The following is a 23,997-nucleotide window of genomic DNA, read 5'->3' on the forward strand; positions in this document are numbered from 1 at the left end:
TTCTATTTCAACCTGCTGTATTTTGCCTTATTAGCTCTCCATGAACATTTTTATGTCGTCTTCCACATTTGTGATTCCGCCTATCCCGAAGCTATCCACAAGCACATTTGCGACATTTGGTGATAAGAACGCCGGAAGAGTAGGCCCAAGGTGAATGTTCTTGACCCCTAGATGGAGGAGCGAAAGCAGTACTATTACGGCCTTTTGCTCATACCATGCGATATTGTACGATATAGGCAGCTCATTTACATCATCCAGCCCGAACACCTCTTTAAGCTTGAGTGCGATCACAACCAGCGAATATGAGTCGTTGCACTGGCCTGCGTCAAGGACTCTGGAAATTCCTCCTATTTCTCCCAGATTAAGCTTGTTGTATTTGTATTTTGCGCAGCCTGCGGTCAAAATCACAGTGTCTTTTGGTATGGCCTTTGCAAAATCGGTATAGTAGTTTCTAGACTTGGCCCTTCCGTCGCAGCCGGCCATTACAAAGAACCTCTTTATTGCGCCGGCCTTTACAGCGTCTACAACCTTGTCTGCAAGGGACAGCACCTGGTTGTGCGCGAATCCGCCGACTATTTCTCCCCTTTCTATTTCAGTTGGGGAATTGCAGTTTTTGGCCATTTCAATCACCTGGGAGAAGTCCTTCTCTCCGCTTTCAGCTGCCTCTATGTGCTTGCACCCAGGCACGCCAGAGGCTCCCGTTGTAAACAGCCTTTCCCTGTACGAGTCTTTTGGAGTAACGACGCAGTTCGTAGTCATGAGTATAGGCCCGTTGAACTTTTCAAACTCCTCTGCCTGCTTCCACCATGCGTTTCCGTAATTTCCCGCAAAATGTCCGTACTTTTTGAACTCAGGATAATACTGCCCCGCAAGCATTTCACTGTGTGTATAAACGTCCACACCTGTCCCCTCTGTCTGCTTTAGGAGCATATCAAGATCCTTTAGGTCGTGTCCTGATATAAGTATTCCTGGATTTCCCCTTACTCCGATGTCAACCTTTGTTATTTCAGGGTGCCCGTAGCTTCCTGTGTTCGCCTTGTCCAGAAGCGCCATTCCGTCAACTCCGTATTTTCCAGCTTCAAGTGCAAGAGCCACAAGCTCGTCCGCGCCCAGGCTGTCGTCAAGCGTAGCAGCCAGCGCCCTTGCCATGAATCCATGAATATTTTCGTCGTTGTATCCCAGGTTCATAGCGTGCTTCATGTACGCCGACAGACCCTTAAGGCCGTACACTATGAGCTCCCTCAGGCTCCTTATGTCTTCGTCCTCCGTCGCAAGGACTCCTACCCTCTCTGCCTTGGCGTCGAAATCCACTTCGGTGCTGCCTGACCACTCTGCTGCATCAGGCATTATAACTTCCTGCGACGCCATTCCCAGAATCCTCTTGAGCAGTCCCCCATTGATCCTTGTCTCCCCAACCTTTCCTCCAGCTTTTACAACGTTTGATTTCAGTTCCTCCCTCAGCTTCAATGTCTCTCTCACCCTGCCTAGTATAACATCCCTGTCAAAGTTGGCATTAGTTATCGTCGTAAACAGGTTCTCAGTAATATATCTGTCCACTATTGAATCAACAACTCCAACCTTTCTTCCCTCGCTGCTCACTATGGCAAGCCCCTTTGTCACATATACAAGCAGGTCCTTAGCCCTTGCCACATCTTCAGTCTTTCCGCAAACACCTATTTTAGTACATCCCTTGCATCCTGCAGCCTCTTGACACTGAAAACAAAACATACCCATTATAATTTCCTCCTCTATAGTCCATGTAATATTAGCGCAACGCACCTTATGCTTTTCCTGCATTAAATTCACTTTTATTTATGATACCTTTATTGAACTCTTGAAATGAATATCGCTTTCTCTTTTCTACATGATAAAGTTTACTATATGGGTTAGTTTGGTTATGTAACGCAGGTTACTAAATTTAAAAATATTTAAAATATCCAGATAATAAAAAGCATGCCCTTGAGGTAAATGTCGGGCCTGCCCACAAACCCGCATAAAAACATAAGCGACATGAGCGGAGTGAATACGGTTACCAAATAAAAAACATGCATTTGGCATATACTGCATGTTCTTTGTCTTTATGAAGTCAATTATAAACCTTTGTGTTGCACAAAGGTCAATGCTTTTTTATGGGGATTTGCGTCTCAAACATAGCCTCTTCATTTTTGTCTGTTACGCTTATGTCTATTTGCACAATCTGGAGTATGACTCCGCATATTCTGTATCCCTTTTTATAGATATCAATTTCATTTTCAGCGCACCGGTTGAATGTTATTATCTCCCTCTCACTGATTTCCCTGATATCTATTTCTTTTGAATCAGACACTTTTGAGATGTGCTCAAGGTGCTCTATCTTTTCGCCTATGCTTTCCTCAAGTTGCTGAAGCTGCCTTATCTTCTCCCTGAGCTCGCCGTGCTTTTCCCTTAGTATTTCAACCGATTGATTCAGATTCCTGTTGTCAAAATACCTCTTTATCTCGTCAATGCTCATGTTGAGCTGGCGCAATTCCATTATGTTAATATAGTCAACATCGCTGTGTTAACATGAAGCTTACAGCCGTTGTGTATATTTCAAAACATGGTATAATGTGGATGTGATGATTGTTTGGAGGATGATATAAATGGACTCTAAAACTATAAATAAGAAATTAATCGCAATTTCAGGTATCGTATGCCTGATAGTGGCAGTTTTAAACTTTAAATCCCACCGCTACTTTTACGGACTCAGCATGGTCGCATTCTCAATATTCGCTATTTATGGAATATTAAGATCGTCAAATGAATAGATTCGGTGGACAAAAAATAAACGGGTGGAATCCACCCGTTTTACTCTTTTGGGATATATTTATAGACATCTCAGCTACTGCACTTTTATCATCTTTTGAGACGACACTATTCCCAGTATGCATAATGCTATTACAAAATAAAATACTGCGTAATAGCTGCTGAATGCGTCCTTTATCATTCCCGAGGCAAGCACTCCTATTATGGCGCCTATGCCGTAGGCCGTGAATATAACTCCGTAGTTTTGGCTGTAATGCTTTGCACCGTACATTGCAATAGTTGAAGTCGGGGCAATTGCAAGCCATCCTCCCAGGTTGAACCAGAATATCGAAAATGCTGCAGCGTACAGCATAACGCTTCCATCTCCCGCCATGAGCATAAATACCGAAGCTATTATTATGAGCACGTAAGATATGAGCATTGCCTTTTTATGAGAGAATCTGTCTGTTATCCATCCGAATGTAGGTCTTCCCACTCCGTTGAAAACCGCAAACAAAGACATAAGAAGCACTACCTTTCCCTTTGAAAGCTTTATAAGCTCTATGCCTACATTGCTCGTCATTCCAATAAGCATGAGCCCTATCATGGCCCCTATCATAAAGCTCAGATAAAGGCCTTTGAAGCTTTTAGCCTTTATCATGTCTGAAGTGCTTGTTCCATGAGCAGCAGCACTTGCGCCACGGATTTTCCCGGCGCTCTCGTAGCCGGACTCCACAGGATAGCTCAGCGGATATGCTACTGCCGGCATCAATACTATAAATGCCGCTCCCAGAATCTTAAACGCAGCCATAACTCCGTAAGTCTCTATAAGATAACCTGCAATAGGTGCCGTTATAAACGGTGAAAGTCCGAATCCCACAAGCACAAGGCCTACGATAAGCCCTTTCTTCTCAGGAAACCATTTTGCAGCCACAGTCATTGGAACTCCGTATACTATACCTACACCTGCACCCGTTATAAGCCCATAGGTGCATGTCAGCACATATATGTTATTTGCAAATCCCGACAGTATCCAGCCTCCGCCAACAAGAAGACTTCCTATGAAGATTATAGTCCTTGGGCTGTATTTGTCCAGGTGCTTGCCTGTCAGCAGCATGAAAACTGCATACGAAGCCAGTGAAATCATGTATGGAAGACCACTTTGAGCGGCTCCTATGTCAAAAATCTTTTCGATTGAAATCCTGAAAACACTCCACGAATACACTGTTCCAAGGCACATCATAATTATAATTCCCAAAAAGACGTACAGCCATCTCTTCTTGCTTTCCACATTAGTATTAATCTCATTGACGATTTTTTCCATAAACACCCTCCAAACTCTCTATTTATATTGTATAAACAAAAAAGCCAACAGCAAACATCCTGCCTTGGCAGAATTTTCACTGTTGGCTTACTTATCGACTGGTCATTGACCCTTCAATGCGTCTTCCAACGTCATTCTATATGTTTTTTTCGATATCCCTATCAACTACTACAGCTATGATTTTTTCTCCCGTTTTGGTGCTCACATCAGAAAAAGTGCTCACAACCTCCACGTCAATCACAGACTTTACGGCTTCCTCCAAACGCTCTCTCGCATTCTCAAACAATGCAGACCTCACCTTCTTGACAAGCTCTACGCCGTCCTTTGTCTGGGCAAGGCTTTTTTCAGAAACGCTCAAAAAACCCTTTATCCTTATTAGTATCAAATCCTGGAGAATAATAGTTCTAATCTTCTCCGGACCTCTGCCCATGTGTTCAATTTCAAACTTACTAATTGCTTCACTGATTTGTGCTTCAATTTGTCCTTTTGTCATCAAATCACCCCAGACATCATTTTTTAGACTTTATCCAATTAAACTATACCAATAATATGCTTCATTAGTATATCAAAAAAAAGTGCATTATTCAACCTTTTTCCATTTGAAAATGAATTTATCCATTCTAATCTAGCAGTTTTAGCCAATAAGCATGATTTATTTTTCAAATGACATTGTAGTAACTAATTTATCCAATTAAATGTTAACAATCAATAAATTTTTATTTCATTTTGAGGAAAATAGTGTTACTATATGTTTGTGTGAAAAAAATCACCTTTTTTATTTTTTATGAGCCAGTTTTTCTTTGTTGAATGCTTTTTCTTTAAATGATTTCAAATAAACTCCGAGGAGGTGAAAACGTTTTTTCAGGTTAAAAATATAACAATGCGTTTTGTATCTGCAATATCCAATACACACTTATATGCTTACATTTGAAAGCAGCATATAAGCAAAATGTAATGGACTCTGTTTTATTCGGAATAATAAACGGCGCTTTATTGAAGCGCAGAGGAGGAAATCATATGTCTCAAGCACTTAAATCAAAAAATAAAACTACTGAACATATGGGTCAAAAAAACGCTCCAAGCAAAGGCATTCTCATTTCTTTTTTAGTCTTTGCAGTTGCCGTTGCAATTTTATTTGCCCCATCCCTCAATTCAAATGTTGCTCAGGGAATGGAAGGCTTTAATGCCAATGCCGCCAGCTCGTCCGATACGGTCTCGCAGTACGGAACAATACTCGACACCCTTCAATACGGACGCTCCATACACATTCTTGCAATGTTGCTTGTAGGTTTTGGATTTTTAATGGCCTTTATAAGAAAGCATGGCTACAGTTCTATTACAGCTACATTCCTGGTTGTCAGCGTTGCAATACCTATGTATATGCTCATTAAAAGCTTTGGAGGCGAACATTTTGCAATGTCTACAATAGACATAAAGACTTTTCTCTTTGCAGAATTTGCTGCAGCCAGCCTTCTAATCTCCATAGGCGCGCCGCTTGGAAGACTCAGAATGGACCAGTACATTTTAATGGCCCTTCTCTTCATCCCCGCATACATATTCAATGAATGGCTCATACTTGAAAGCGGCTATTTCCACGGGTTTATTGACACTGGCGGTTCTGTGGTAATCCATGCATTCGGAGCATATTTCGGGCTTGGGGTGGTCGCGAATACATTCAGCAGCTTCAAAAATGATCCGGCTTGTGAAAACGATTCCACGAGCAATCAGTTCTGCCTTTTGGGAAGCATGATTCTTTGGCTTTTCTGGCCTTCATTTACAAGTGCAATAGTCTCTCCTGACAGGGTTGTTCTTACAGCGATAAACACTATATTTGCACTCTGCGGCTCTACTTTGGCTACATATATATTTTCAACACTCCTAAGAGGTAAGGTTGAAATTGAAGATATTGCAAATGCAGCTTTGGCTGGCGGAGTTGCAATAGGATCTCTATGCGACATTACATCTCCAGGATATGCAATGCTCATAGGCATTGGCGCCGGAGCACTCAGCACGATAGGCTACAGCATAATAGCTCCAAAGCTTGAATCCCTTATAAAAGGAACAGATACATGCGGGATCAACAACCTGCACGGCATGCCGGGAATTTTGGGAGGGCTTACCGCCATATTTGTTTCTGGAAACACTACTGTCCAACTTGGCGGGATAGTAGTTACCCTGATAGTGGCGTTTGTCTGCGGAAGGGCTTCCGGTTTTATAATAAGCATGTTTGGAAAAAAAGCTGTCCCATACAGCGACCAGGACGAATTCATGTTGGATCACTAAATCACATCATGTGTTATTGATTATGAAATCCCCCCGATTCAATCCCCTCAGGGGATTGAATCGGGGGGATTTTTGATGAATCAGTATAATTCCCATCATACTTTACATGCCCGTAGAGAATGCTGCCTCTCTCATTTACATTCTCAAAGCCTCATTTCGTTTTTTATATCCCCATTTACTTGTCTACCATAAGCAAATATATAATTGGAGTAAACAATAAAAGCCCCAGAATGTTGTACAATGCGAACATTCCCATGTATTTTCTGTTTTCAAGAGGGTTCTCGTTCATATACAGCTTGTATGAAATCAGGCTGGCCATTGAAGCTATCATTGTCCCCATGCCTCCTATGTTGACCCCCAGTATGAGTTCCTTGTAGTTGTCTGTGAATCTCGATATCAATATTGACGCAGGCACGTTGCTTATAAGCTGGCTGGCCAGTATGGCGCAAAAATATGTCCTGCCGTGGCCCCTCAGTGACTCTGACAGGAAACTCCTTGCAGCATACCCTGAAGACAGGTTTCCAACGAAAACAAAAAAAGCCACAAACGTAAGAAGTAGTGAGTAGTCAACTTGCAAAAGCAGCCTTTTGTCTATAGCCAATATTGTTAATAGCGTTACTATCAGTGCGACCCTGTAATCTATAACGTGAAAAACAGACAGTATCACTGCTGCAAATGCCGCGCACAGCCAGTACACAGGCTTTTTGTCCGACACATCCACTTGTGAAATGCCCAGCCTCAGCGCCTCTTTCTCGCATTTTACAAATACAATTCCAGCCAAAAACGCTACTGACAGCATGGCTATAGGCGCCGTCATCATGAAAAATTCAGCGGATCCCACGTTATAAAAAGAATACATGTACAGGTTTTGAGGATTTCCCATAGGAGTCAGCGCACTTCCCAAGTTGGCCGCCAAAGTCTGGTATATCACAAGAGACAGGGTGTTTATATTCGCCTTCTTCCCGATTATGAGAGATATCGGCACAAACGTTATAAGCGCAACGTCGTTTGTGATAAGCATTGACGAAAAAAAAGTGATTGACAGCAGTGCAATAAAAACTCCCCTGCTGCTTTTGCACCTGCCAATCAAAAAAATAGCCGCCCAGTCAAGCGCCTTAAACTTCTTTAGAGCCGCAACAATCGCCATCAGATTAAAAAGCAATGCAAGAACTCTAAAGTCTATGTATTCTAACCTTGGCTCATATGCGGTAGACGAAACAGCTGCAAGAGCTGAAGCTGTTACCAAAACCGCATCTCTTTTCAAAAATGATATTAATCTTTTTATATAATCTTCCCCAGGCGAAATAGCCTTTTCCATACTTGTGCACTCCAGTTCCGAATTAATCTTTTTTGTAGTTGGGCCTTAATCAGCCTCTAATTGCCCTTTTTATCAGTATCCTTTGTGTATTTAAGAAATCCATTTTCCATTACCAGTTCAATCATTCGCGTTTCATTCAAATATTCAACATATGACCTTAGCATTTTTTCTATTACTGCATATTTGTATGTGCTGTTTACACTGATCCTCCACTTCTTAATAACTGACTTCATAATGTCTTCCATTGTCATTGCTCCCTCTATTACATCGTAAACTCTTGCCGCCCTGTTTTCATAGAAATCCATGTTGTCGGCTATAATCTGTGTAATATCATCATATATGCCTTTGTGAGCCACTATGTATTTGCCGCACATTAACTCATACAGCTTTTTTTTGCTTTTCAAATCCTCTTCTAGTATGAATGCATATGGCATTTTTGCCCCTTCCATGACTTCATAGCTTATTAGTGCATCTCCCAAATAGGCCACATTGTCGGGAGTGACAATGCATATATGGCCCGGGCTGTGCCCCGGCGTATGGATAATTTCAAATTCAAAGCCCTTCACACTTATGCTGTCCTGTCTGTCCAAAATCATCACGTCAGTTTCACAGACCATATCTCCAAAATGCTCAGCCACATCTGACAGCGTCAAACTGCTGTAATAAACCTTAAGGTTGACCGTAGAAGCGCAAATAAGGGCCTCATACGCCGACATTGCAACTGTGCAGCCATATTTGTTTTTTAGATATGAAACATTCCCTATATGATCTATATGGGCATGGCTGCATATTATGCCAACCACTCTGAAGTCGTTTTTTTCCAAAAGTGCATCTATTCCCGCTCTTTCTCCGTCTCCCCATCCCGTATCCAGCATTACAATTTCTCTGTCGTTAATCTTATAAAAAGGTATGTATGTCATTCCCGTATCAATACAAAATGTATTTCCAGCCACTTTCATTATGTCCATGTAATTTCTCCTCTTTTAAAGTTTTTGTCATTGAATAACGCTTTTAATTCTCACCTGCCCAGATTGCATCAATGCAGCATTCTTAAAATCTCTTCAAAAAGCCTTCCAATCCAAATACTCTGACAAGCCCGTATGATATACTTAAGGAATATCCACTCCGGAGTCTTTATGCTTCCTTGTGCGACAAGATAATACCACGGGCTCAAATCCAGATCATTGGGATTTGAAAGTATTTGTATCTACTGCGACCCGCAAAACCCCTCTGCTTTTATCCAGTCAATTATCCCCCCGTACACCTCTTCCCTGTTGGTTTCATTCAGCATCTCATGCCTTGCCCCCTCGTAAATCCTGCAGCTCACGTCTTCAATGCCGATTTTTTTATAGTCGCTGCAAATCCGTAAAACCCCCTTTGTGTTCCTTCCAACGGGATCTTTCTCGCCTGAAAAGATATATATAGGCAGGCCCGTTGGCGTTTTTTTCATATTCTCCACACGGCTGAGCTTTTTTATCCCCTTTAGAAAGTCACAGTAAAACCCGGCCGTAAAGACCTCACCGCAAAATTTGTCTTCCACATACTCGTCTACCTTATCATCATCCCTGCTCAGCCAGTCGAATCTTGTCCTGTTTGGCTTGAAGCGCCTGTTAAAACTTCCAAACAGGAGCCTGTCCATAAGCTTGCTCCTGCCGCGCCTTCCTATTCTTATGATTTCCATATTCGACGCCAGAATCCCCAAATCAATAAGCAGCCTACGGTCGCCCGACGTGCCGCTAAGCATGAGCCCGTCAATATCCCCGCCGTATTCTTGGGCATATGCCCTCGAAAGCAGAGAGCCCATGCTATGTCCTAAAAGTATTACAGGCGTGCCCGGACACTCTTTTTTTATTATATCTGTAAGCCCATGCATATCCTCGACCGCCAATCCCCAGCCATTCTCGTCCGCCAGATACCCTATTTGCTCAAGCTCCCCAGCTGTTTTGCCATGCCCCCTATGGTCATTTGCATACACTGCAAGCCCCTGCTTTGTGAGGAACTTGGCAAAGCCTTCATACCTGCCCGAATGCTCGGCCATGCCATGGGAGATCTGGACCGCCGCCCTTTGCTTTAAATCTCCTTCAGGCAGCCACTTTCTGGCATGAATTGTAGTTCCATCTATCGATTGAAACGTAAACTCCTTGCATTCCATTAATTGTCTCCCTCTTGTCCTTAAAAGTGTGCATGCGCGCAACGTCTTGTATTATGAACCCTATATCTATTATGAAAAGATTATAGCACATACCCGCATGTATCATTGATATAACATTAAGCATATATGATAAATTTCAAACCGGCTGGAAATGGGGTTATCTAACGAAGCGATTTCAAAGGGCCATTTTGTTCAATGCCTTTTGTACAGTTCCAAACAAAACAAAAAAGAGCGGTGAGCTTGCCATAGGGCAACTTCAACACTCTTTTTTGCATTTCAAAACTGAATTTCACTATATGTCCTTCCAATTCCACCATTTAAGAAGCTCCGGATCGTGTTTGTCATTCGAAGCATAATAAACCGCACACCTGAATACATAAAGCATGCAGCGGTCTATGTGCCGTCCCCTCAATATAGTAAGTCTTGCATACATATCCTCCGGATCCTGGCCCTTGAGTTCATCAACCCGATTGATGCCCATGTCCCTTAAATCCTGGGCTATGTTTTTGCCTACTCCTGGAACTGATTCCAAGTCAGTATTTTTACTTTTATTTTTGTCCATTCTCCCCACCTCTTAAAGCTGTTTATAAAGACTGCTTAAGCAATCTAAATGTTTCGCGTGCAATAACCAATTCTTCATTCGTCGGAATCACTAGTATTTTAATATTGGAATCTACAGCAGATATGTCAGCCTCCATGCCCCTAACCCTGTTCTGTTCAACATCAATCTCAATCCCCAATCCATCCAGGTCTTGGCATATTTTTTCGCGTATCTCACACCCATTTTCACCTACTCCAGCTGTAAATACCAGACAGTCGCAGCCGTTCAATTTAGCCATATAGTTGCCTATATAACCCTTCACCCTGAGGCAGTAAATATCAAGTGCCAACCGGGCTCTTTCATCACCTGAATTTGCGGCATCCATGACATCTCGCATATCACTAGATATGCCTGACAATCCCAACAGGCCCGTCTGTTTGTTAAAGTAATTGTCCGCCTCTTTAGCGTCAAGATTCAGTTTGTCCATAATAAAATAGACAATTGCCGGGTCAATATCTCCACAACGGGTGCCCATGACCAGACCTTCGAGCGGGGTGAATCCCATTGATGTGTCAATTGTCTTACCGTTCTTGATAGCTGCCATGCTGGCCCCGTTGCCCAGGTGGATAGAAATTATTTTACACTGTTCATAAGTTTTTCCAAGCAGCTCGGCCGCCCTGTGAGAAACATAATCGTGAGAAATGCCATGGAATCCATATCTCCTCACCTTGAACTCTTCATAGACCTCATAAGGGAGTGCATAAATATAATGCTCCGGGCTCATAGTTTGGTGAAATGCCGTGTCAAAAACTGCTACATGTTCAATTCCAGGCATCAGCTCTTGGCATACATTTATTCCCACTACATTGGGCGGATTATGTAGGGGCGCGATATCACAACAGCCGCTTATAACTCTTATTACTTCATCGCTAATCACTACTGATTCTGTAAAATGCTCACCTCCATGCACCACCCTGTGACCTATTGCCTCGATTTCATCCAAACTTGAAATGCATCCGCTCTCAGTATGGGTCAGGCTTTCTAATATCATTTTCATGCCCGTGGCATGATCTTCAATGTCTTTTTTTATATTAACCCGGTCCCTGCCAGTCATTTTGTATTCAAGTACAGTGCCGGGTATGCCTATCCTGTCCAGCAAGCCCTTGCAAATTATAGTTTCATCTTCCATATTGAACAATCTATATTTTATAGAAGAGCTTCCTACGTTCACAACGAGAATCTTCATGGTATGCCACCCCCTTCTTGATTATTATTACCCTCCATACAATTATGGAATCATATAGTCTATGAGCGCATTAATCGGGGTATATACTTATATATATGGAATTAAATTTTCTAAGTTCAGGCTATCAAAGGAGTGTGATGACTATGTATGGTGTTTTAACTGACGAGGAAATCATCAGCAGACTGGATAAGCTTGAGACAATAGCTGATTTTAATCTTAGGACAGAACTCCCTGAAGTGATAAAGCTTCTGATCGAGTACGAAAAAACCTACGAAAATGACTCTCTCTTCTACAGGGCTCATTCAGTGACAGACTCATTGAGCAAAATCTTTTTCACATTGACAAGGGAGGCTCAGGATTCAGCAAGGTATGCAATCTGCAGCGATTATGATCTCCAAGAGGATAGCATGTACAATTCTGCTTTGGAGGAAAACATGAGACAGCAGGTTTTATACGATGGCATAGTCCACTACTACAAAAGACATGTTCTCCCTGAATCAATGGACATTGGCAGCCTGGCGTCTCTCAGCAGGTATCTGTTTGAATATATAAAGGAGCATACCTATGCCGAATATGAAGACATGCTTGAGCTAGCCAAAAAAAGGGGCTGATTTTTTCAAATCAGCCCCTTTTTTCAATTTCAAACTCTAGAATATGCCGTTTATTATACAATCTTATTAACTTACGTCACTTTTATTTAATAAGCACTTTTACTCTTCAACAAATGCAGTCTTTATGAATTCTACGGCATTCTTTCCAGCCATGCGTCCGCTATTAACTGCAAATCCAAGGGTATTGCCCGGTAGCACAAATACATAATCTGGGTCGCAAATAGAATTTGCATCTGATCCAGCTGCATATAGTCCTTCAATAACATTACCTTGAATATCTACTACTTCAGTTTTATGATTGATTTTTATGCCACCTAAGCTTCCATAGGCACTCGGAGCGAATTTTAATGCATAATAGCGTGGCCCATTAATTGATTTTAAATACTTACGGCTCTTATTAAATTCTTTATCTTGGGATTGACAAGCTAAATTGTAGCTTTCCATAGTTTCCTTTAACCCGTCTGGATTAATACCTGTTTTTTGGTTCTTTCCAAAGTTAGTTGAATCATTTTCTTTGTTCAAGTTTTAAAACTTTCGCTCTTAGCATTTCGAAATTATTACGCCCATACATTATTCTTTTAATTACTTTTAACTTGTTTACACTTCCTTCTGCAAGTCCATTATTGTAGTCGTATATAATTGAATTTTTCACAGCATCTAAATCTTGTTTTTGGCAAGTAAGTTTTGTAGCATTCCGGAAGTTTATTTTTATAGCACCCCGGTTTCCAAATTTAACAATTAATAGTAGAGTGTTTTAAGCGATAGCTGGGTCCGTCAAATATAAGTAAATGACTATGATGTATCAATCTGTCTATGATAGCGCTGGTCATTTTCTCATCATAAAATATTCCATTCCACTGGCTAAACTGCAAATTTGTTGTTATTATAACACTTCGCTTTTCATAGCACTCTGAAATAATTTGCAACAGCAGTTGCGCGCCTTCTTTTTCAAAGGGAACATACCCCCATTCATCAAATATAAGAAGCTCGCAATTTTGGATTTTTTTGATGTATTTCTTTAAACTTCCGGAAGCTTTTGCTTCCGAAAGCTGATTTACTAATGATGCCGTTCGAATAAATTTCACTTCTTTTCCTTGATTACAAGCCTGTACTCCGATGGCTGTCGCCATATGAGTCTTTCCAGTGCCTACAGCTCCATATAGAATAAGATTTTCCTTATTTCCTATAAAGCTAGCCTTTTGAATTGTTTCAATGCTAATTGATTTTGGAATTTCAATGTTGTCAAAACTGTAGTCTTGGAATGTTTTAATCACATCAAATTCTGCGTTTTTTAAAAGTCTCTTTTTCCTTATTATTTCACGATTCACAACCTCGGCCTGAAGTAGTTTTAGTAAGAATTCTTCATTTGTATCGGCCTGAATGTCTTTATAACCGTTGTAGAAAGTGCTTCATAAATAACGCCAAGAAGCCAGATATCCCAACAAATTTTCCTGGTGATCCAAGATTGGCAACCCCATATCTTCCGCCAATACATACCATGCATCCGTGGAAAGTTGGCTTATATGATTTCTTCTGCCTGCTCTTTATGTCAGCATATATGTTATGGGCAATTAGCGGTGCAGAGTGCTCTGCATTTTCAACCATTTGGGGAACAGGTCTTTCTTGCCCATCTGGAATATAGAATATATTGTCACCGACAGCATAGACATTTTCATGATCTATTGCTTGAAGTTTGTCATTAGTGACTATTCTTTTCCTTCCCTGTTGTTTAATATCCATGTCGTCAAGAATTTCAGAGCCTTCAACTCCAGCTGCCCAAATTACTGTATGGGTTTCAATTCTGCCCTTTTCCCCTAGTATGACTGCGTCCTTGGAAACCTCTGTAATTCCCGCTCCCGTTATAATTTTGACTCCCAATTTACGAAGATAGTTTTCAGCTTTTTTTATTAGATTGTCAGGCAGTATTGGCAAAATCTTAGGCATTGCATCTGCAACATACAGTGTTACCTCTTCCCTATCCACATAAAAGTCCTCGCACAATCTGTCTTTCCATTCCGCCAGTTCGCCAATCATCTCTATGCCCGTAAAGCCTCCGCCTACTACAACAAAAGTCAGCATTTTTTTCTTTTTTCTTTATCTTTTACTGCCTCCCTGAACATATGGAGAATATGTTCTTTCAGATTTACGGCATCATCAAAATCCCATAGCTTGTGGGCATGTTCCTCTGCCCCTGGAATTCCAAAGGAAGTTGGCTGAGATCCCGTGCCTATTACCAAGTAGTCGTATTCATATTCATTTTTTCCGATTTTAACACCTTGCCATTGAAGTCGATGTCATTTATTTTATCGAGTACAACGTTTACCTTTCTTCCAGCAAATACTTTCTTTAAATTGATTCTGATAGAATCTTCCGAAACTCTCTCGGCCACTACCTCATGAAGCTCTGTACGCATTGTATGGTACGGTTTTTTGTCAATAAGGCTAATCTCCACTTGATTGTCATTTTTAAATTTGTTCGCCAGCTTTTTTGCTGTCAATAAGCCCCCATCCCCTGCGCCAAGAAGCACAATTTTTGTTTTATTGCTCATGTCCTACCTCCCTAGTAATACAATCGTTTTCTTAACTTCTATATGCATTTTATATTTTGTCATTACATAAGACAACGTTTTTTGACTATTGTCATAAATAGTTCTTTTATAGGAAGTGGGATAATCATGAATACATTTGGGAGCAATTCCCTCATATATTGCTTTTTTTCGTGAAGCTCTCTTAACATCCACGGGTTCTGCTCGATTTCTTCAAGGCATGAAAGTACAACCGAAGCATCTGCCGGGGTAATACATGCTTGGAAAACGTATGGGTCGGACCACTTCAGCAGCGAACAATATTTTTCATTGGCTGCGACAAATCCGCCTATACAAGCCGTTGACTTCAAATATTCTCTCAACAGAAAAAGACAGCAATTTGCCAAAGTGAGTCTCTAAATCGATTCTAAGCCTCCGTTGATGCCTGTTAAAATCTCATTATAAAAAAAGGCGCATAAAATCCATGATAAGAAACTGGATTTTATGCGCCTTTTCTCACAATACATTTTTCAGTTTGACATATTTTCAAATCTTAAATTTCACAACCTCATCCTTTAGAGTCTTTGCAGACGCTTTCAATTCATTTGCCATTACAGACACCTTGTTTATTCCCGCCAATTGCTGCTGGGCACTTGCACTTACCTCCTCAGTGGAAGCCACCGACTCATGGGTTATATCCGATATGCTCTCTATTGACTTCATCATTTTTGTCTTTTCGTCGTTCATCTTCTGTATGCTTGCGTTCAGCGCCAGCAGGTTTGTCTTGCTGGCTATTTCAGTTATTGTATTGATATTTCATCAATGAGCAGGGACTGCTTTGACAAGCCGCAGACATTCTCCACAATGTCCTTTGTGATCTCTACATTGTCCTTGAATTTGAACTTCAGGTCTTCAATTACGGCAATGCCGCTTTTGCTTGCCTCTCCCGCATGGTCAATATATTCTTTTACAATGTAAGCTTCCAATACAGATGTTTAGCCCTCATAAGCAATCCCACCTTGCACGTTTTATTTTAATAGCAAGCGCTTTCTTCCCTCTCGGGCAAATAGACAGATAATTCTATATATTACCCACATACCAAAACCCTGTAATAAATTGCAACTGATCTTATGAATGATAATTCATCGAGAATTTAGTAAATATATTTACATCATACCACTTCAAATCCATAGTCTAAATCTGTAGCACCATCTATAAAAGATATATTTTTCACAACATCTTGCGCACTTTGTTTATCCGCTACTTCAAAGTAAACAGTTATTTTATCATCACTATAATCAAATGGAGTTCCTTTGACATGTTCTAAGTTCATATACTAATCACCTCCCTCGTTCTGCTATAAGCCTTAGCTATAACATTGATTCCAATTTAATGAATACTCTATAACACAACTTCCCGTTATATATTATACAATAATTTTAATGCGCTTCAAATGTATTAAGCCTAGGTATGTCGTCTGTGCTTAATATCTGCTACTGTGGTATCTGAGCGAGCTGAACTAGAATGTACAATAAGGTCCTTGCTTTGGCTATATCTTTTTTGACCTTTTCTCGCAGGCCAACTCTTTCGGATTTTGGCGCACTAAATAAACTTTCTGCAGGGGCATAATTGCCTTTACGTCTCATGCTCTGAATCATTTTATAACTGCGAAGTTTTGCTTGATAATCGCAGCTGCAGTACTAGCTGCCTTGATCAGAATGATGGAGCAGACCGTTAATATATTACAAAACTAAGAGTGGATATTGACTATCTTAATGCCTTTTGCTATCATTTAAAAAACAAACAAAATATATACATGTTAAAGTTTTATAGGGTTCCGTAGTTTAAATAACTGGTCTGGTCCAAGATAAAACGCATAGTTTTGCTGTGTACACGGAAGGATAAAAGCCTGGGAGATATTTTATAATATCATACTCGGCTTTTTTTATTTTTCATATATTAAAAAAGGAGTGATGATTATGCAATGGTTATTTTTAGTTATAGCAGGACTTTTTGAGGTGTGCTGGGCTATAGGTTTGAAGTATTCGAAAGGATTTACAAACCTTGTACCTAGTATATTTACAATATTAGGCATGATAGCAAGTTTTTATTTTCTATCATTGGCTCTAAAAAATCTTCCATTAGGGACTGCATACGCAATTTGGACAGGAATTGGAACGGTAGGCACTATAATTTTTGGAATAGTATTTTTCAAAGAACCAATGGATACTATCCAGTTAATCTGTATCGGATTTATAATAGCAGGAATAGCAGGATTGAAGTTGGTATCCCCACATTAATTGACTTTTTATGGAGATCTTGTAAAGTCACTGAAAGTTCTTTTACAGTCAGGGGTCTTACATATTTACCTTTGCCTATATTCAGAAGAGTCTCTTTCGGCTTTTTCAGTCTTGCACCTACCATTTTTTTTGCATTTCATGCCATCCAGCTTCCGGTATATTCAAATTAGTTTCCAATAAAAAACAGCGGTAATATCCATGAAGGATATTACCCGCTGTTTTGCAAATCTTCTAACTCGAAATGCGGCGATGAAACCAAAGGAACATTTGACTGTTTGAGCAAAGCGGGTTTCAAACGATTCCCGGCGATGCTGCCGAATCAGATACGTAGAAGACTCAAAACGCAAGACTTACAGACGTTCATCCCTCCAGAGGTCTAATTTTTATATCTTGAATGTCTTTCTATTTCAGTCTTTTACTTCCCAAAAGCCTTTTTAAGCGCCTTTTTACACTCTACAAGAGTATACTCGATGTCCTCGTCGCTGTGCGCACTTGAAAGGAACCATCCCTCAAACTGGGCTGGAGGCATGAGTATTCCGGCATTCAGCATCTCCCTGAAAAACACGGAGTACTTCTCGGTGTCACATCTCATGACGTCGTCGTAAGTCTTTACTGGACCCTTAGCAAAGAAAAGACAAAGCATACCCTTTATCCTGTTCACGCATGCGTCTATCCTAAGCTCATCGATTATGGCGTTAAGACCTTCTTCGATCTGGATTGCCATCTTTTCTATGCCCTCGTATATGCCAGGGTTGTTCTTTAGCATATTCAGATTCTTGCATCCCATGTGCATTGCAAGAGGGTTTCCAGAAAGAGTTCCGGCCTGGTATACAGGCCCAATTGGAGAAAGATTCTCCATTATATCCCTTCTGCCTCCGTAGGCACCTACTGGAAGCCCTGCACCTATTATCTTTCCAAAGCAAGTTATGTCGGCTTCAAATCCGAAAACTTCCTGAGCGCCTCCGTATGAAAGCCTGAAGCCCGTTATTACCTCGTCGGATATTAAAAGTGCGCCTTCTTCCCTTGTAATCTCTCTAAGTCCCTTTATGAATCCGGCTTCCGGAATTACAACACCCATGTTTCCTGCAACAGGCTCGAATATTACAGCGGCAACATCGCCCTTGTTGTCCTCGAAAGCCTTTTTTACGGAGTCCATGTCGTTATATGTGCAAACTATTGTGTTTTTGACTATGTCCTCAGGAACTCCAGGGCTCGTAGGAACACCGAATGTCATTGCCCCGGAGCCCGCCTTTACAAGAAGCGAGTCGGAGTGGCCGTGGTAGCAGCCTTCGAACTTTATAATCTTTTTCCTGCTTGTGTATGCCCTCGCAAGCCTAAGTGCGCTCATTGTCGCCTCTGTTCCCGAGTTTACCATCCTTACCATGTCAACAGACGGGAAAGCCTCTACTATTAGCTTTGCCATGTCGACCTCCACAGGAGATGGCACACCGTAGCTTGTTCCCCGCCTTACAACTTCCTCTATTCCGCCTATAACGTCGTCGTTAGCATGTCCCAGTATAAGGGGCCCCCAGGAGCATACGTAGTCGATGTATGAGTTTCCGTCAACGTCGTATATCCTGCTTCCCTTTGCCCTTTCTATGAATATCGGGTCAAGTCCTACGGATTTGAAAGCTCTGACTGGGCTGTTCACTCCGCCGGGTATATATTTTTTAGCCTCTTCGTAAAGTCCCTTTGAAATCTTGTTGTCCATTACATCTCCCCCTTGAGCATTTTAGCTATGTCCTTGGCAAAATAGGTTATTATTATGTCCGCGCCTGCCCTCTTTATGGAAAGCACCGACTCCATTATTGCATCCTGCCCAAGCACGCCGCTCTCAACTGCCATTTTAAGCATAGTGTACTCTCCGCTCACATTGTATGCGGCTATTGGAGCGTTGAAATTGTCCCTCATCCTTCTTATCACGTCCAGGTATGAAAGCGCAGGTTTTACCATTATTATGTCCGCACCCTCATTAAGGTCCATCTCGGCCTCTATGAGAGCCTCGTTTGTGTTTGCAGGGTCCATCTGGTATGACTTCCTGTCTCCAAATGACGGAGCTGATCCTGCTGCATCCCTGAAAGGGCCGTAAAACGCCGATGAATACTTGGCGGAATATGACATTATGGATACCCTTTCAAAGCCTTCGCCGTCAAGAGCCCCTCTTATCGCCTGAACCCTTCCGTCCATCATGTCCGAAGGCGCAACCATGTCTGCTCCTGCACGTGCGTGGCTTAGTGCTATCTTTGAAAGATATACCAAAGTCTCGTCGTTTTTGACATAGCCGGACTCCGAAAGTATGCCACAGTGGCCGTGGTCTGTGTACTGGCACATGCATATGTCAGTCATCACGAATATTTCCCTTTTGAGGCTTTTTATCTTCCTTACAGCCCTTTGGACTATTCCGTTTTCACTGTACGCCTCACTTCCCACAGAGTCTTTGCGTCCTGGAACTCCGAAAAGCAGTACGTGCCTTATTCCAAGCCTCTCAAGCTCATTTATCTCTTCTTCAAGCATGTCCACCGAAAAATGGTAGTTTTCCGGAAGCGCCCCTATCTCCTTTTTGATCCCCTCTCCTTCCACCACGAAAAGCGGATATACAAGGTCATCTATATTTACCCTTGTCTCTCTGACAAGGCTTCTTATGAGCTCATTTTCTCTAAGTCTTCTCTGTCTTCTTGCTGGAAACACTTTAATTCCTCCCTGCGTCTTCAAGTATGGCTTTCACTATTCCGTCTATGTTGTATTCATCTGCCTCTATGTCTATGTCTATTCCCTCGCTCTTTGCAGTTTTTGACGTCACAGGTCCTATCGAGATCTTTTTCATGCCATCCAAGACATGCATGTTGTCGCTGCCTATCATCGATATGAAATTCGTCACGGTCGAAGAGCTTGTGAATGTTATATAGTCGAACTCTTTACTCTGCATAATCTGCCTGTTTGCGTCGCTTTGCTCTTTAGGAATAACAGCCTCGTATGTCGCGACCTCGTCCACTTTACATATCTTGTCCAGTTCTTCCTTGAGAAGCGCTCTCGCTCCCCTGGCCCTTGCCAGGAGCACCCTGTCATCTTCATTAAGGACTTTTGAAAGCTCCTCAGCAAGCGATTCGCTCACGAATCTTTCAGGCACTATATCCGCCCTTATTCCGTGCTTTAAAATCTCCCTCTGCGTTGCATCACCTATCGCCGCAATCTTTGCGCCATGAAGGCTTCTTGAATCGAGTCCCTTTTCGTAGAGCTTTTCAAAGAACACCTCTACTCCGTTTGTGCTTGTGAACACAAGGCAAGTGTATTTCGATATCTCGTCTACAGCCCTTGAAAGCCCTGCATCAGGCATTATCTTTTGTATCTCTATTGCAGGCATTTGGATAACGCTTGCCCCAAGCTCCTGGAGCCTTTTGCAAAGCGCCGACGCCTGGCTTCTTGCCCTGGTTATCACTATGTTCTTTCCAAACAGCGGCCTTTCCTCAAAAAATGAAAGTTCCTCCCGAAGGCTCACAACCTCGCCTATTACTATGAGACTTGGAGGGCGCACGTCGTTTTGGACTGCCTTTTCGCATATGTCCTCCAGAGTCCCCGTTATTGTGCTTTGAAGGCTTGTGCTCGCCTTGCTCACTATTGCAGCTGGAGTGGAAGGCTCTTTGCCGCATGCTATCAGGTTTTTGCATATCCTCTCCAGGTTTTTGACCCCCATCAAAAATACAAGGGTTCCCCTTACGTTTGCCAGAGCGTCCCACTCCAGATCCAGGTCCCCTTCCTTTTTATGGCCAGTTATCACGTGAAGCGACGTGGCTATTCCCCTATGGGTTATTGGAATTCCAGCGTATGCAAGCCCGCCTATTGCAGATGTGACTCCCGGAACTACTTCGAACTCTATTCCATTTCCCCTGAGGTGAATGCCCTCTTCTCCCCCTCTTCCGAACACATATGGGTCTCCTCCCTTGAGCCTTACGACCATTTTCCCCTCTTTGGCCTTCTTCTCTAGCGTCCTGTTTATATCTTCCTGGCTCATCGTATGGTCTGCAGACGCCTTGCCTACGTATATCAGCTCGCATCCTGGCTTTGTCTCGCCTATATACTCGCTGTTTGCAAGCCTGTCGTAAACCAAAACGTCGGCATTTTTCAAAAGCTCAAGCCCTTTTACCGTTATGAGCCCGTAGTCTCCCGGACCCGCTCCAACAAGGTATACTCTGCCATTCATATGTTTTCAGCTCCTTCTTTACAGCTCTTTTTTCATCTGCGTTGCAAGCCTTTTGGCCATTATTTCCTCTTCCCCAAACTTGCCGCTTATGCTCTTTTTGACAAGAGAGCTTCCGTCTTCATCTCCCATCAACGCTGTCATCTGCATGCCGTCTTCCAATACGCTGCAGTATGCCCCCGTCGGCATGTGACATCCTCCGCCTGACTCTCTTAAAAACGCTCTTTCCGCCCTTGCCTGAATCGTAGCGGTCCCGTCGGACATCCTCTTTGCAATATTCATTATGAGCTCGTCGTCTCTTCTTATCTCTATGGCGAGCATTCCCTGTGCAGGCGCAGGCACGAATTCCTCCGGCTCCAGATGCTGGATATTGAGTCCTTCCATTTTCATCCTCTTTATTCCAGCAGCCGCAAGTATTACTGCGTCAAGTCCAAGCTCCTCTATCTTTTTGATCCTGGTCTGTATGTTTCCCCTTATGGGAACCGCCTCTATGTCCTCTCTTTTGGAAAGAAGCTGGTATTTTCTCCTCTTGCTTCCCGTTCCGACCTTTCCTCCCTGTGGTATCTCGTCTATGCAGCTTATGCCTTCTCGAAATATCATGACGTCTCTCGGATCCTCCCTTTCAGGTGGAGGCGCTATTACAAGTCCCTCAGGCTGCTCTGACGGCATATCCTTCATGCTGTGAACTGCCATGTCTATTTCTCCGGAAAGCAGCTCCTTTTCTATCTCCTTTACAAACAGTCCCTTGTCGCCTATCTTGTCGAGTGCCACATCGAGTATCTTGTCTCCCTTTGTCTTTATGACCTTGACCTCAAAATCCAAATCAGGAGCCTTTTCCTTCATCCTCGCTATCACCCAATCCGTCTGCGTGAGTGCAAGAGCGCTGCCGCGTGTCCCGACCACTATAGTCTTTCTACTCATATTTTGAAATCACCTCCATTATCTCTTCTTTTTCCATATCTATAATATCCCTAAGAAGCTTTTTCCTCTGAGCATTGTCTTCCATTGTTTGCAGCAGTGCTTTTCTGGCCCTTCCAAGAAGCGCCACATGCTCTCCATACTCCTTAGTATACTTCTCCTTAAGCTCTCGTATTATCCTGGCGCTAAGGGCAGGGCTGCATCCGCATGTCGAAACGCCTATCACAAGGCTCTCCCTTTTAAGCACAGCAGGCATTGTAAAATCGCCTTCATCCGATATATCGCTCCTTGAGCAAAGTATGCCCATCTCCCGACAGTCATTACATGCCTTTTCGTTCACGTCTTTTGAGCTTGAAGCCGCTATGGCCATGAAGCAGCCTATTATATGCTCTTTTGAGTACACTCCCTTTATGTGCTTTATGTTTTCAATTATGGGCGTGAAGCCTTCGCAAAGCTCTGGGCTTATCACAACCACATGGGCCGAAAATTCCAAAAGCCTTTTTACCTTCCTTAGAGCTATGCCCCCTCCGCCTATTACTGCGACTTTTTTATTCGCAACATCTATGTTTATTGGCATCATCACTAGTCTGCCGCCCTCTTGAGGAATATGTCCTCGAGCACAAGCGCATAGCCTTTGGCGTCGAAGCCCTCCTCCTTGCTCTTTAGATTTGAAATTGGTTCTTTCAAAATCTTCTTAAGGGATGATTTGACAGTCCTCTCCAGCATTTCATACTGCTTTGGGCTAAGGTCCATTTTGCTTCGTATGCTTGATAGCGCCTCATTTTTAACTTCCTCGCACTTTTGGTTTAGCGCGGATATTATGGGATCGAACTTCGAAAGCTCAAGCCAGCGCGTGAACTCGCTGAGCCTTTCGTTTACAATTTCAAATGCCCTTATCGAAAGCCTCTCCCTCCTTTGCTCGTTGTGTTCGAGTATCTTTTCTATGTCGTCTATCAGCCTAAGCCTTACATTTTCAATTTCTCCAACCTGCGCCTCTACGTCCCTTGGCACTGCCATGTCGAGTATGAAAAGCTCCTTTTCAGTCTTTAAAACGGCCTCTTTAGTTATGATCGCGTGTGGCGCCGAAGTTGCGCATATGAGAACTTCGCAGTCCTTGAGCCTTTCATATCTGTGCTCGTAGTCTGTCATATGGACATTGCCGTACCTGCCTACGGCGTAGTCTTTTCCCCTTCTTCCCACTGCAAATACCTCTTTTGCGCCTTCTTCTACAAGGTAGTCTATGCAAAGCTTTCCTATATTGCCAAGACCTATGACCATTGCGTTTTTGCCATTTATTCCGCCTGTTTCGTTTTTTATGAATTTAACCCCCACGTACGCAGTCGAAATGGGGTGCTCTGAAATTTTCAGCTCCCTTTTTACATGCCTTGCACACGCTATTGCCTCCATGAACAGCCTGTTCATAGCTTTTTCTCCGTATCCCGCTTCAAGTGAAAAGTCAAGAGCCTCCCTGACCTGGCAGAGTATCTGGTCTTCGCCTATTACAAGCGAATCAAGCCCAGATGCTACCATGAAAAGGTGTCTTGCTGCGTCTTTTGAGCTGCGAGAATAGACATATTTTTCATCCTGTATATCCAGCTTTTTACAGTAGAGTGATACCACGTCGTCAATACGGGTAATGTTTTCGTCAAATGAAAAATATATTTCGCTTCTGTTGCACGTGGAAAGTATGACTACGCCCTTGGCTCCAAGCTCCATCAGGCTGTTTGCCATATCCCTTTTCCTTCTCGCGGTGAAAAAGGCATTTTCCCTGATTTCGTATTTTGCCGTCTTATAGCTAAGTCCTACAACTCCAATATTCATA

General features: G+C 42.5%; 26 protein-coding genes, 1 pseudogene and 1 riboswitch. Of the genes and pseudogenes, 3 read left to right on the forward strand and 24 right to left on the reverse strand.

Annotated elements, in window-relative coordinates; genetic code table 11:
• Positions 1-30: 30 nt before the first annotated feature.
• The 4 genes from hcp to BUQ87_RS01020 form a co-directional block, all read right to left on the reverse strand.
• Positions 31-1,734 carry a hydroxylamine reductase gene (gene hcp / locus BUQ87_RS01005; RefSeq protein WP_038261047.1) on the reverse strand — a complete coding sequence of 568 codons (1,704 nt, stop codon included), beginning with the start codon at positions 1,732-1,734 and terminating at the stop codon, positions 31-33.
• 382 nt (positions 1,735-2,116) lie between these two features.
• Positions 2,117-2,512, reverse strand: a complete 396-nt coding sequence (locus BUQ87_RS01010) for a MerR family DNA-binding protein (protein WP_038261046.1) — start codon at positions 2,510-2,512, stop codon at positions 2,117-2,119.
• 348 nt (positions 2,513-2,860) lie between these two features.
• Positions 2,861-4,087, reverse strand: a complete 1,227-nt coding sequence (locus tag BUQ87_RS01015) for an L-lactate MFS transporter (protein ID WP_038261045.1) — start codon at positions 4,085-4,087, stop codon at positions 2,861-2,863.
• Between the two features lie 136 nt (positions 4,088-4,223).
• Positions 4,224-4,580, reverse strand: coding sequence for a Na-translocating system protein MpsC family protein (locus BUQ87_RS01020; protein WP_038261044.1), 357 nt, complete (start codon positions 4,578-4,580; stop codon positions 4,224-4,226).
• A 524-nt stretch (positions 4,581-5,104) separates the two neighbouring features.
• On the opposite strand from BUQ87_RS01020, the gene BUQ87_RS01025 reads away from it, so the two are divergent.
• Positions 5,105-6,370 carry an ammonium transporter gene (locus tag BUQ87_RS01025; RefSeq protein ID WP_242943752.1) on the forward strand — a complete coding sequence of 422 codons (1,266 nt, stop codon included), beginning with the start codon at positions 5,105-5,107 and terminating at the stop codon, positions 6,368-6,370.
• 175 nt (positions 6,371-6,545) lie between these two features.
• Here the strand turns inward: BUQ87_RS01025 and BUQ87_RS01030 are convergent, their stop codons facing one another.
• The 5 genes from BUQ87_RS01030 to BUQ87_RS01050 form a co-directional block, all read right to left on the reverse strand.
• On the reverse strand, positions 6,546-7,688 hold the full coding sequence (locus BUQ87_RS01030; RefSeq protein ID WP_038261043.1) for an SLC13 family permease: 1,143 nt from the start codon (positions 7,686-7,688) through the stop codon (positions 6,546-6,548).
• Between the two features lie 56 nt (positions 7,689-7,744).
• Positions 7,745-8,656, reverse strand: coding sequence for an MBL fold metallo-hydrolase (locus tag BUQ87_RS01035; RefSeq protein WP_038261041.1), 912 nt, complete (start codon positions 8,654-8,656; stop codon positions 7,745-7,747).
• A gap of 239 nt (positions 8,657-8,895) precedes the next feature.
• Complete coding sequence (locus BUQ87_RS01040; RefSeq protein WP_038261039.1) at positions 8,896-9,840, reverse strand: alpha/beta hydrolase; 945 nt, start codon at positions 9,838-9,840, stop codon at positions 8,896-8,898.
• Positions 9,841-10,132: 292 nt separating this feature from the next.
• Entirely contained in the window at positions 10,133-10,402 is a 270-nt protein-coding gene (locus tag BUQ87_RS01045; RefSeq protein WP_038261037.1) for a helix-hairpin-helix domain-containing protein, read from the reverse strand.
• Positions 10,403-10,424: 22 nt separating this feature from the next.
• The gene (locus BUQ87_RS01050; RefSeq protein WP_038261033.1) at positions 10,425-11,627 is read right to left on the reverse strand and encodes an acetate/propionate family kinase; all 1,203 of its coding nucleotides are present in this window, start codon (positions 11,625-11,627) and stop codon (positions 10,425-10,427) included.
• Between the two features lie 143 nt (positions 11,628-11,770).
• Here BUQ87_RS01050 and BUQ87_RS01055 point away from each other — a divergent pair, with 143 nt between their 5' ends.
• Positions 11,771-12,238 carry a hypothetical protein gene (locus BUQ87_RS01055; protein WP_038261029.1) on the forward strand — a complete coding sequence of 156 codons (468 nt, stop codon included), beginning with the start codon at positions 11,771-11,773 and terminating at the stop codon, positions 12,236-12,238.
• Between the two features lie 99 nt (positions 12,239-12,337).
• On the opposite strand, the gene BUQ87_RS01060 is transcribed toward BUQ87_RS01055, so the two are convergent.
• The 9 genes and pseudogenes from BUQ87_RS01060 to BUQ87_RS15100 form a co-directional block, all read right to left on the reverse strand.
• Positions 12,338-12,760, reverse strand: a complete 423-nt coding sequence (locus BUQ87_RS01060) for an FAD-binding protein (protein WP_038261026.1) — start codon at positions 12,758-12,760, stop codon at positions 12,338-12,340.
• Positions 12,744-12,908: pseudogene (locus BUQ87_RS14990) on the reverse strand (transposase); the annotation flags it as partial. The gene BUQ87_RS01060 and the pseudogene BUQ87_RS14990, both read right to left, overlap by 17 nt.
• Before the next feature lie 61 nt (positions 12,909-12,969).
• Positions 12,970-13,620: an IS21-like element helper ATPase IstB gene (istB, locus tag BUQ87_RS01070; protein WP_077216413.1), complete on the reverse strand. Its 651-nt coding sequence runs from the start codon at positions 13,618-13,620 to the stop codon at positions 12,970-12,972.
• Between the two features lie 4 nt (positions 13,621-13,624).
• Positions 13,625-14,317 carry an NAD(P)/FAD-dependent oxidoreductase gene (locus BUQ87_RS15370; protein ID WP_052635840.1) on the reverse strand — a complete coding sequence of 231 codons (693 nt, stop codon included), beginning with the start codon at positions 14,315-14,317 and terminating at the stop codon, positions 13,625-13,627.
• Positions 14,311-14,475: a hypothetical protein gene (locus BUQ87_RS15640; protein ID WP_200774431.1), complete on the reverse strand. Its 165-nt coding sequence runs from the start codon at positions 14,473-14,475 to the stop codon at positions 14,311-14,313. The genes BUQ87_RS15370 and BUQ87_RS15640 overlap by 7 nt, the downstream gene beginning before the upstream one ends.
• On the reverse strand, positions 14,469-14,786 hold the full coding sequence (locus BUQ87_RS15380) for a hypothetical protein (protein WP_052635839.1): 318 nt from the start codon (positions 14,784-14,786) through the stop codon (positions 14,469-14,471). The genes BUQ87_RS15640 and BUQ87_RS15380 overlap by 7 nt, the downstream gene beginning before the upstream one ends.
• 522 nt (positions 14,787-15,308) lie before the next feature.
• Complete coding sequence (locus BUQ87_RS01095) at positions 15,309-15,509, reverse strand: hypothetical protein (protein WP_038261019.1); 201 nt, start codon at positions 15,507-15,509, stop codon at positions 15,309-15,311.
• Between the two features lie 53 nt (positions 15,510-15,562).
• The gene (locus BUQ87_RS01100; RefSeq protein ID WP_038261016.1) at positions 15,563-15,748 is read right to left on the reverse strand and encodes a hypothetical protein; all 186 of its coding nucleotides are present in this window, start codon (positions 15,746-15,748) and stop codon (positions 15,563-15,565) included.
• A 185-nt stretch (positions 15,749-15,933) separates the two neighbouring features.
• Positions 15,934-16,095 (reverse strand): hypothetical protein, encoded by a 162-nt coding sequence (locus BUQ87_RS15100; protein ID WP_159434247.1) that lies wholly within the window; start codon positions 16,093-16,095, stop codon positions 15,934-15,936.
• 485 nt (positions 16,096-16,580) lie between these two features.
• A riboswitch (guanidine-I (ykkC/yxkD leader) is annotated at positions 16,581-16,680 on the forward strand.
• A 61-nt stretch (positions 16,681-16,741) separates the two neighbouring features.
• Between BUQ87_RS15100 and sugE the strand changes: the two genes are divergently transcribed.
• On the forward strand, positions 16,742-17,062 hold the full coding sequence (sugE, locus tag BUQ87_RS01105; protein WP_038261013.1) for a quaternary ammonium compound efflux SMR transporter SugE: 321 nt from the start codon (positions 16,742-16,744) through the stop codon (positions 17,060-17,062).
• A gap of 415 nt (positions 17,063-17,477) precedes the next feature.
• Here the strand turns inward: sugE and hemL are convergent, their stop codons facing one another.
• The 6 genes from hemL to hemA are packed head-to-tail and all read right to left on the reverse strand — an operon-like array spanning position 17,478 to position 23,996.
• Positions 17,478-18,773, reverse strand: coding sequence for a glutamate-1-semialdehyde 2,1-aminomutase (hemL, locus tag BUQ87_RS01110; RefSeq protein WP_038261009.1), 1,296 nt, complete (start codon positions 18,771-18,773; stop codon positions 17,478-17,480).
• Positions 18,773-19,750 carry a porphobilinogen synthase gene (gene hemB / locus BUQ87_RS01115; protein WP_038261006.1) on the reverse strand — a complete coding sequence of 326 codons (978 nt, stop codon included), beginning with the start codon at positions 19,748-19,750 and terminating at the stop codon, positions 18,773-18,775. The genes hemL and hemB overlap by 1 nt, the downstream gene beginning before the upstream one ends.
• 1 nt (position 19,751) lies before the next feature.
• Positions 19,752-21,260, reverse strand: coding sequence for a uroporphyrinogen-III C-methyltransferase (gene cobA, locus BUQ87_RS15500; RefSeq protein ID WP_038261003.1), 1,509 nt, complete (start codon positions 21,258-21,260; stop codon positions 19,752-19,754).
• Positions 21,261-21,278: 18 nt separating this feature from the next.
• Positions 21,279-22,178 carry a hydroxymethylbilane synthase gene (hemC, locus tag BUQ87_RS15505; protein ID WP_038261001.1) on the reverse strand — a complete coding sequence of 300 codons (900 nt, stop codon included), beginning with the start codon at positions 22,176-22,178 and terminating at the stop codon, positions 21,279-21,281.
• Positions 22,171-22,755, reverse strand: a complete 585-nt coding sequence (locus BUQ87_RS01130; protein WP_038260998.1) for a precorrin-2 dehydrogenase/sirohydrochlorin ferrochelatase family protein — start codon at positions 22,753-22,755, stop codon at positions 22,171-22,173. Before BUQ87_RS01130 ends, hemC begins: the two co-directional genes overlap by 8 nt.
• A 2-nt stretch (positions 22,756-22,757) precedes the next feature.
• On the reverse strand, positions 22,758-23,996 hold the full coding sequence (hemA, locus tag BUQ87_RS01135) for a glutamyl-tRNA reductase (protein ID WP_038260995.1): 1,239 nt from the start codon (positions 23,994-23,996) through the stop codon (positions 22,758-22,760).
• Position 23,997: the final 1 nt, after the last annotated feature.

Source organism: Peptoclostridium litorale DSM 5388 (assembly GCF_900141635.1).
GTDB classification, from domain to species: Bacteria; Bacillota; Clostridia; order Peptostreptococcales; family Peptostreptococcaceae; genus Peptoclostridium; species Peptoclostridium litorale.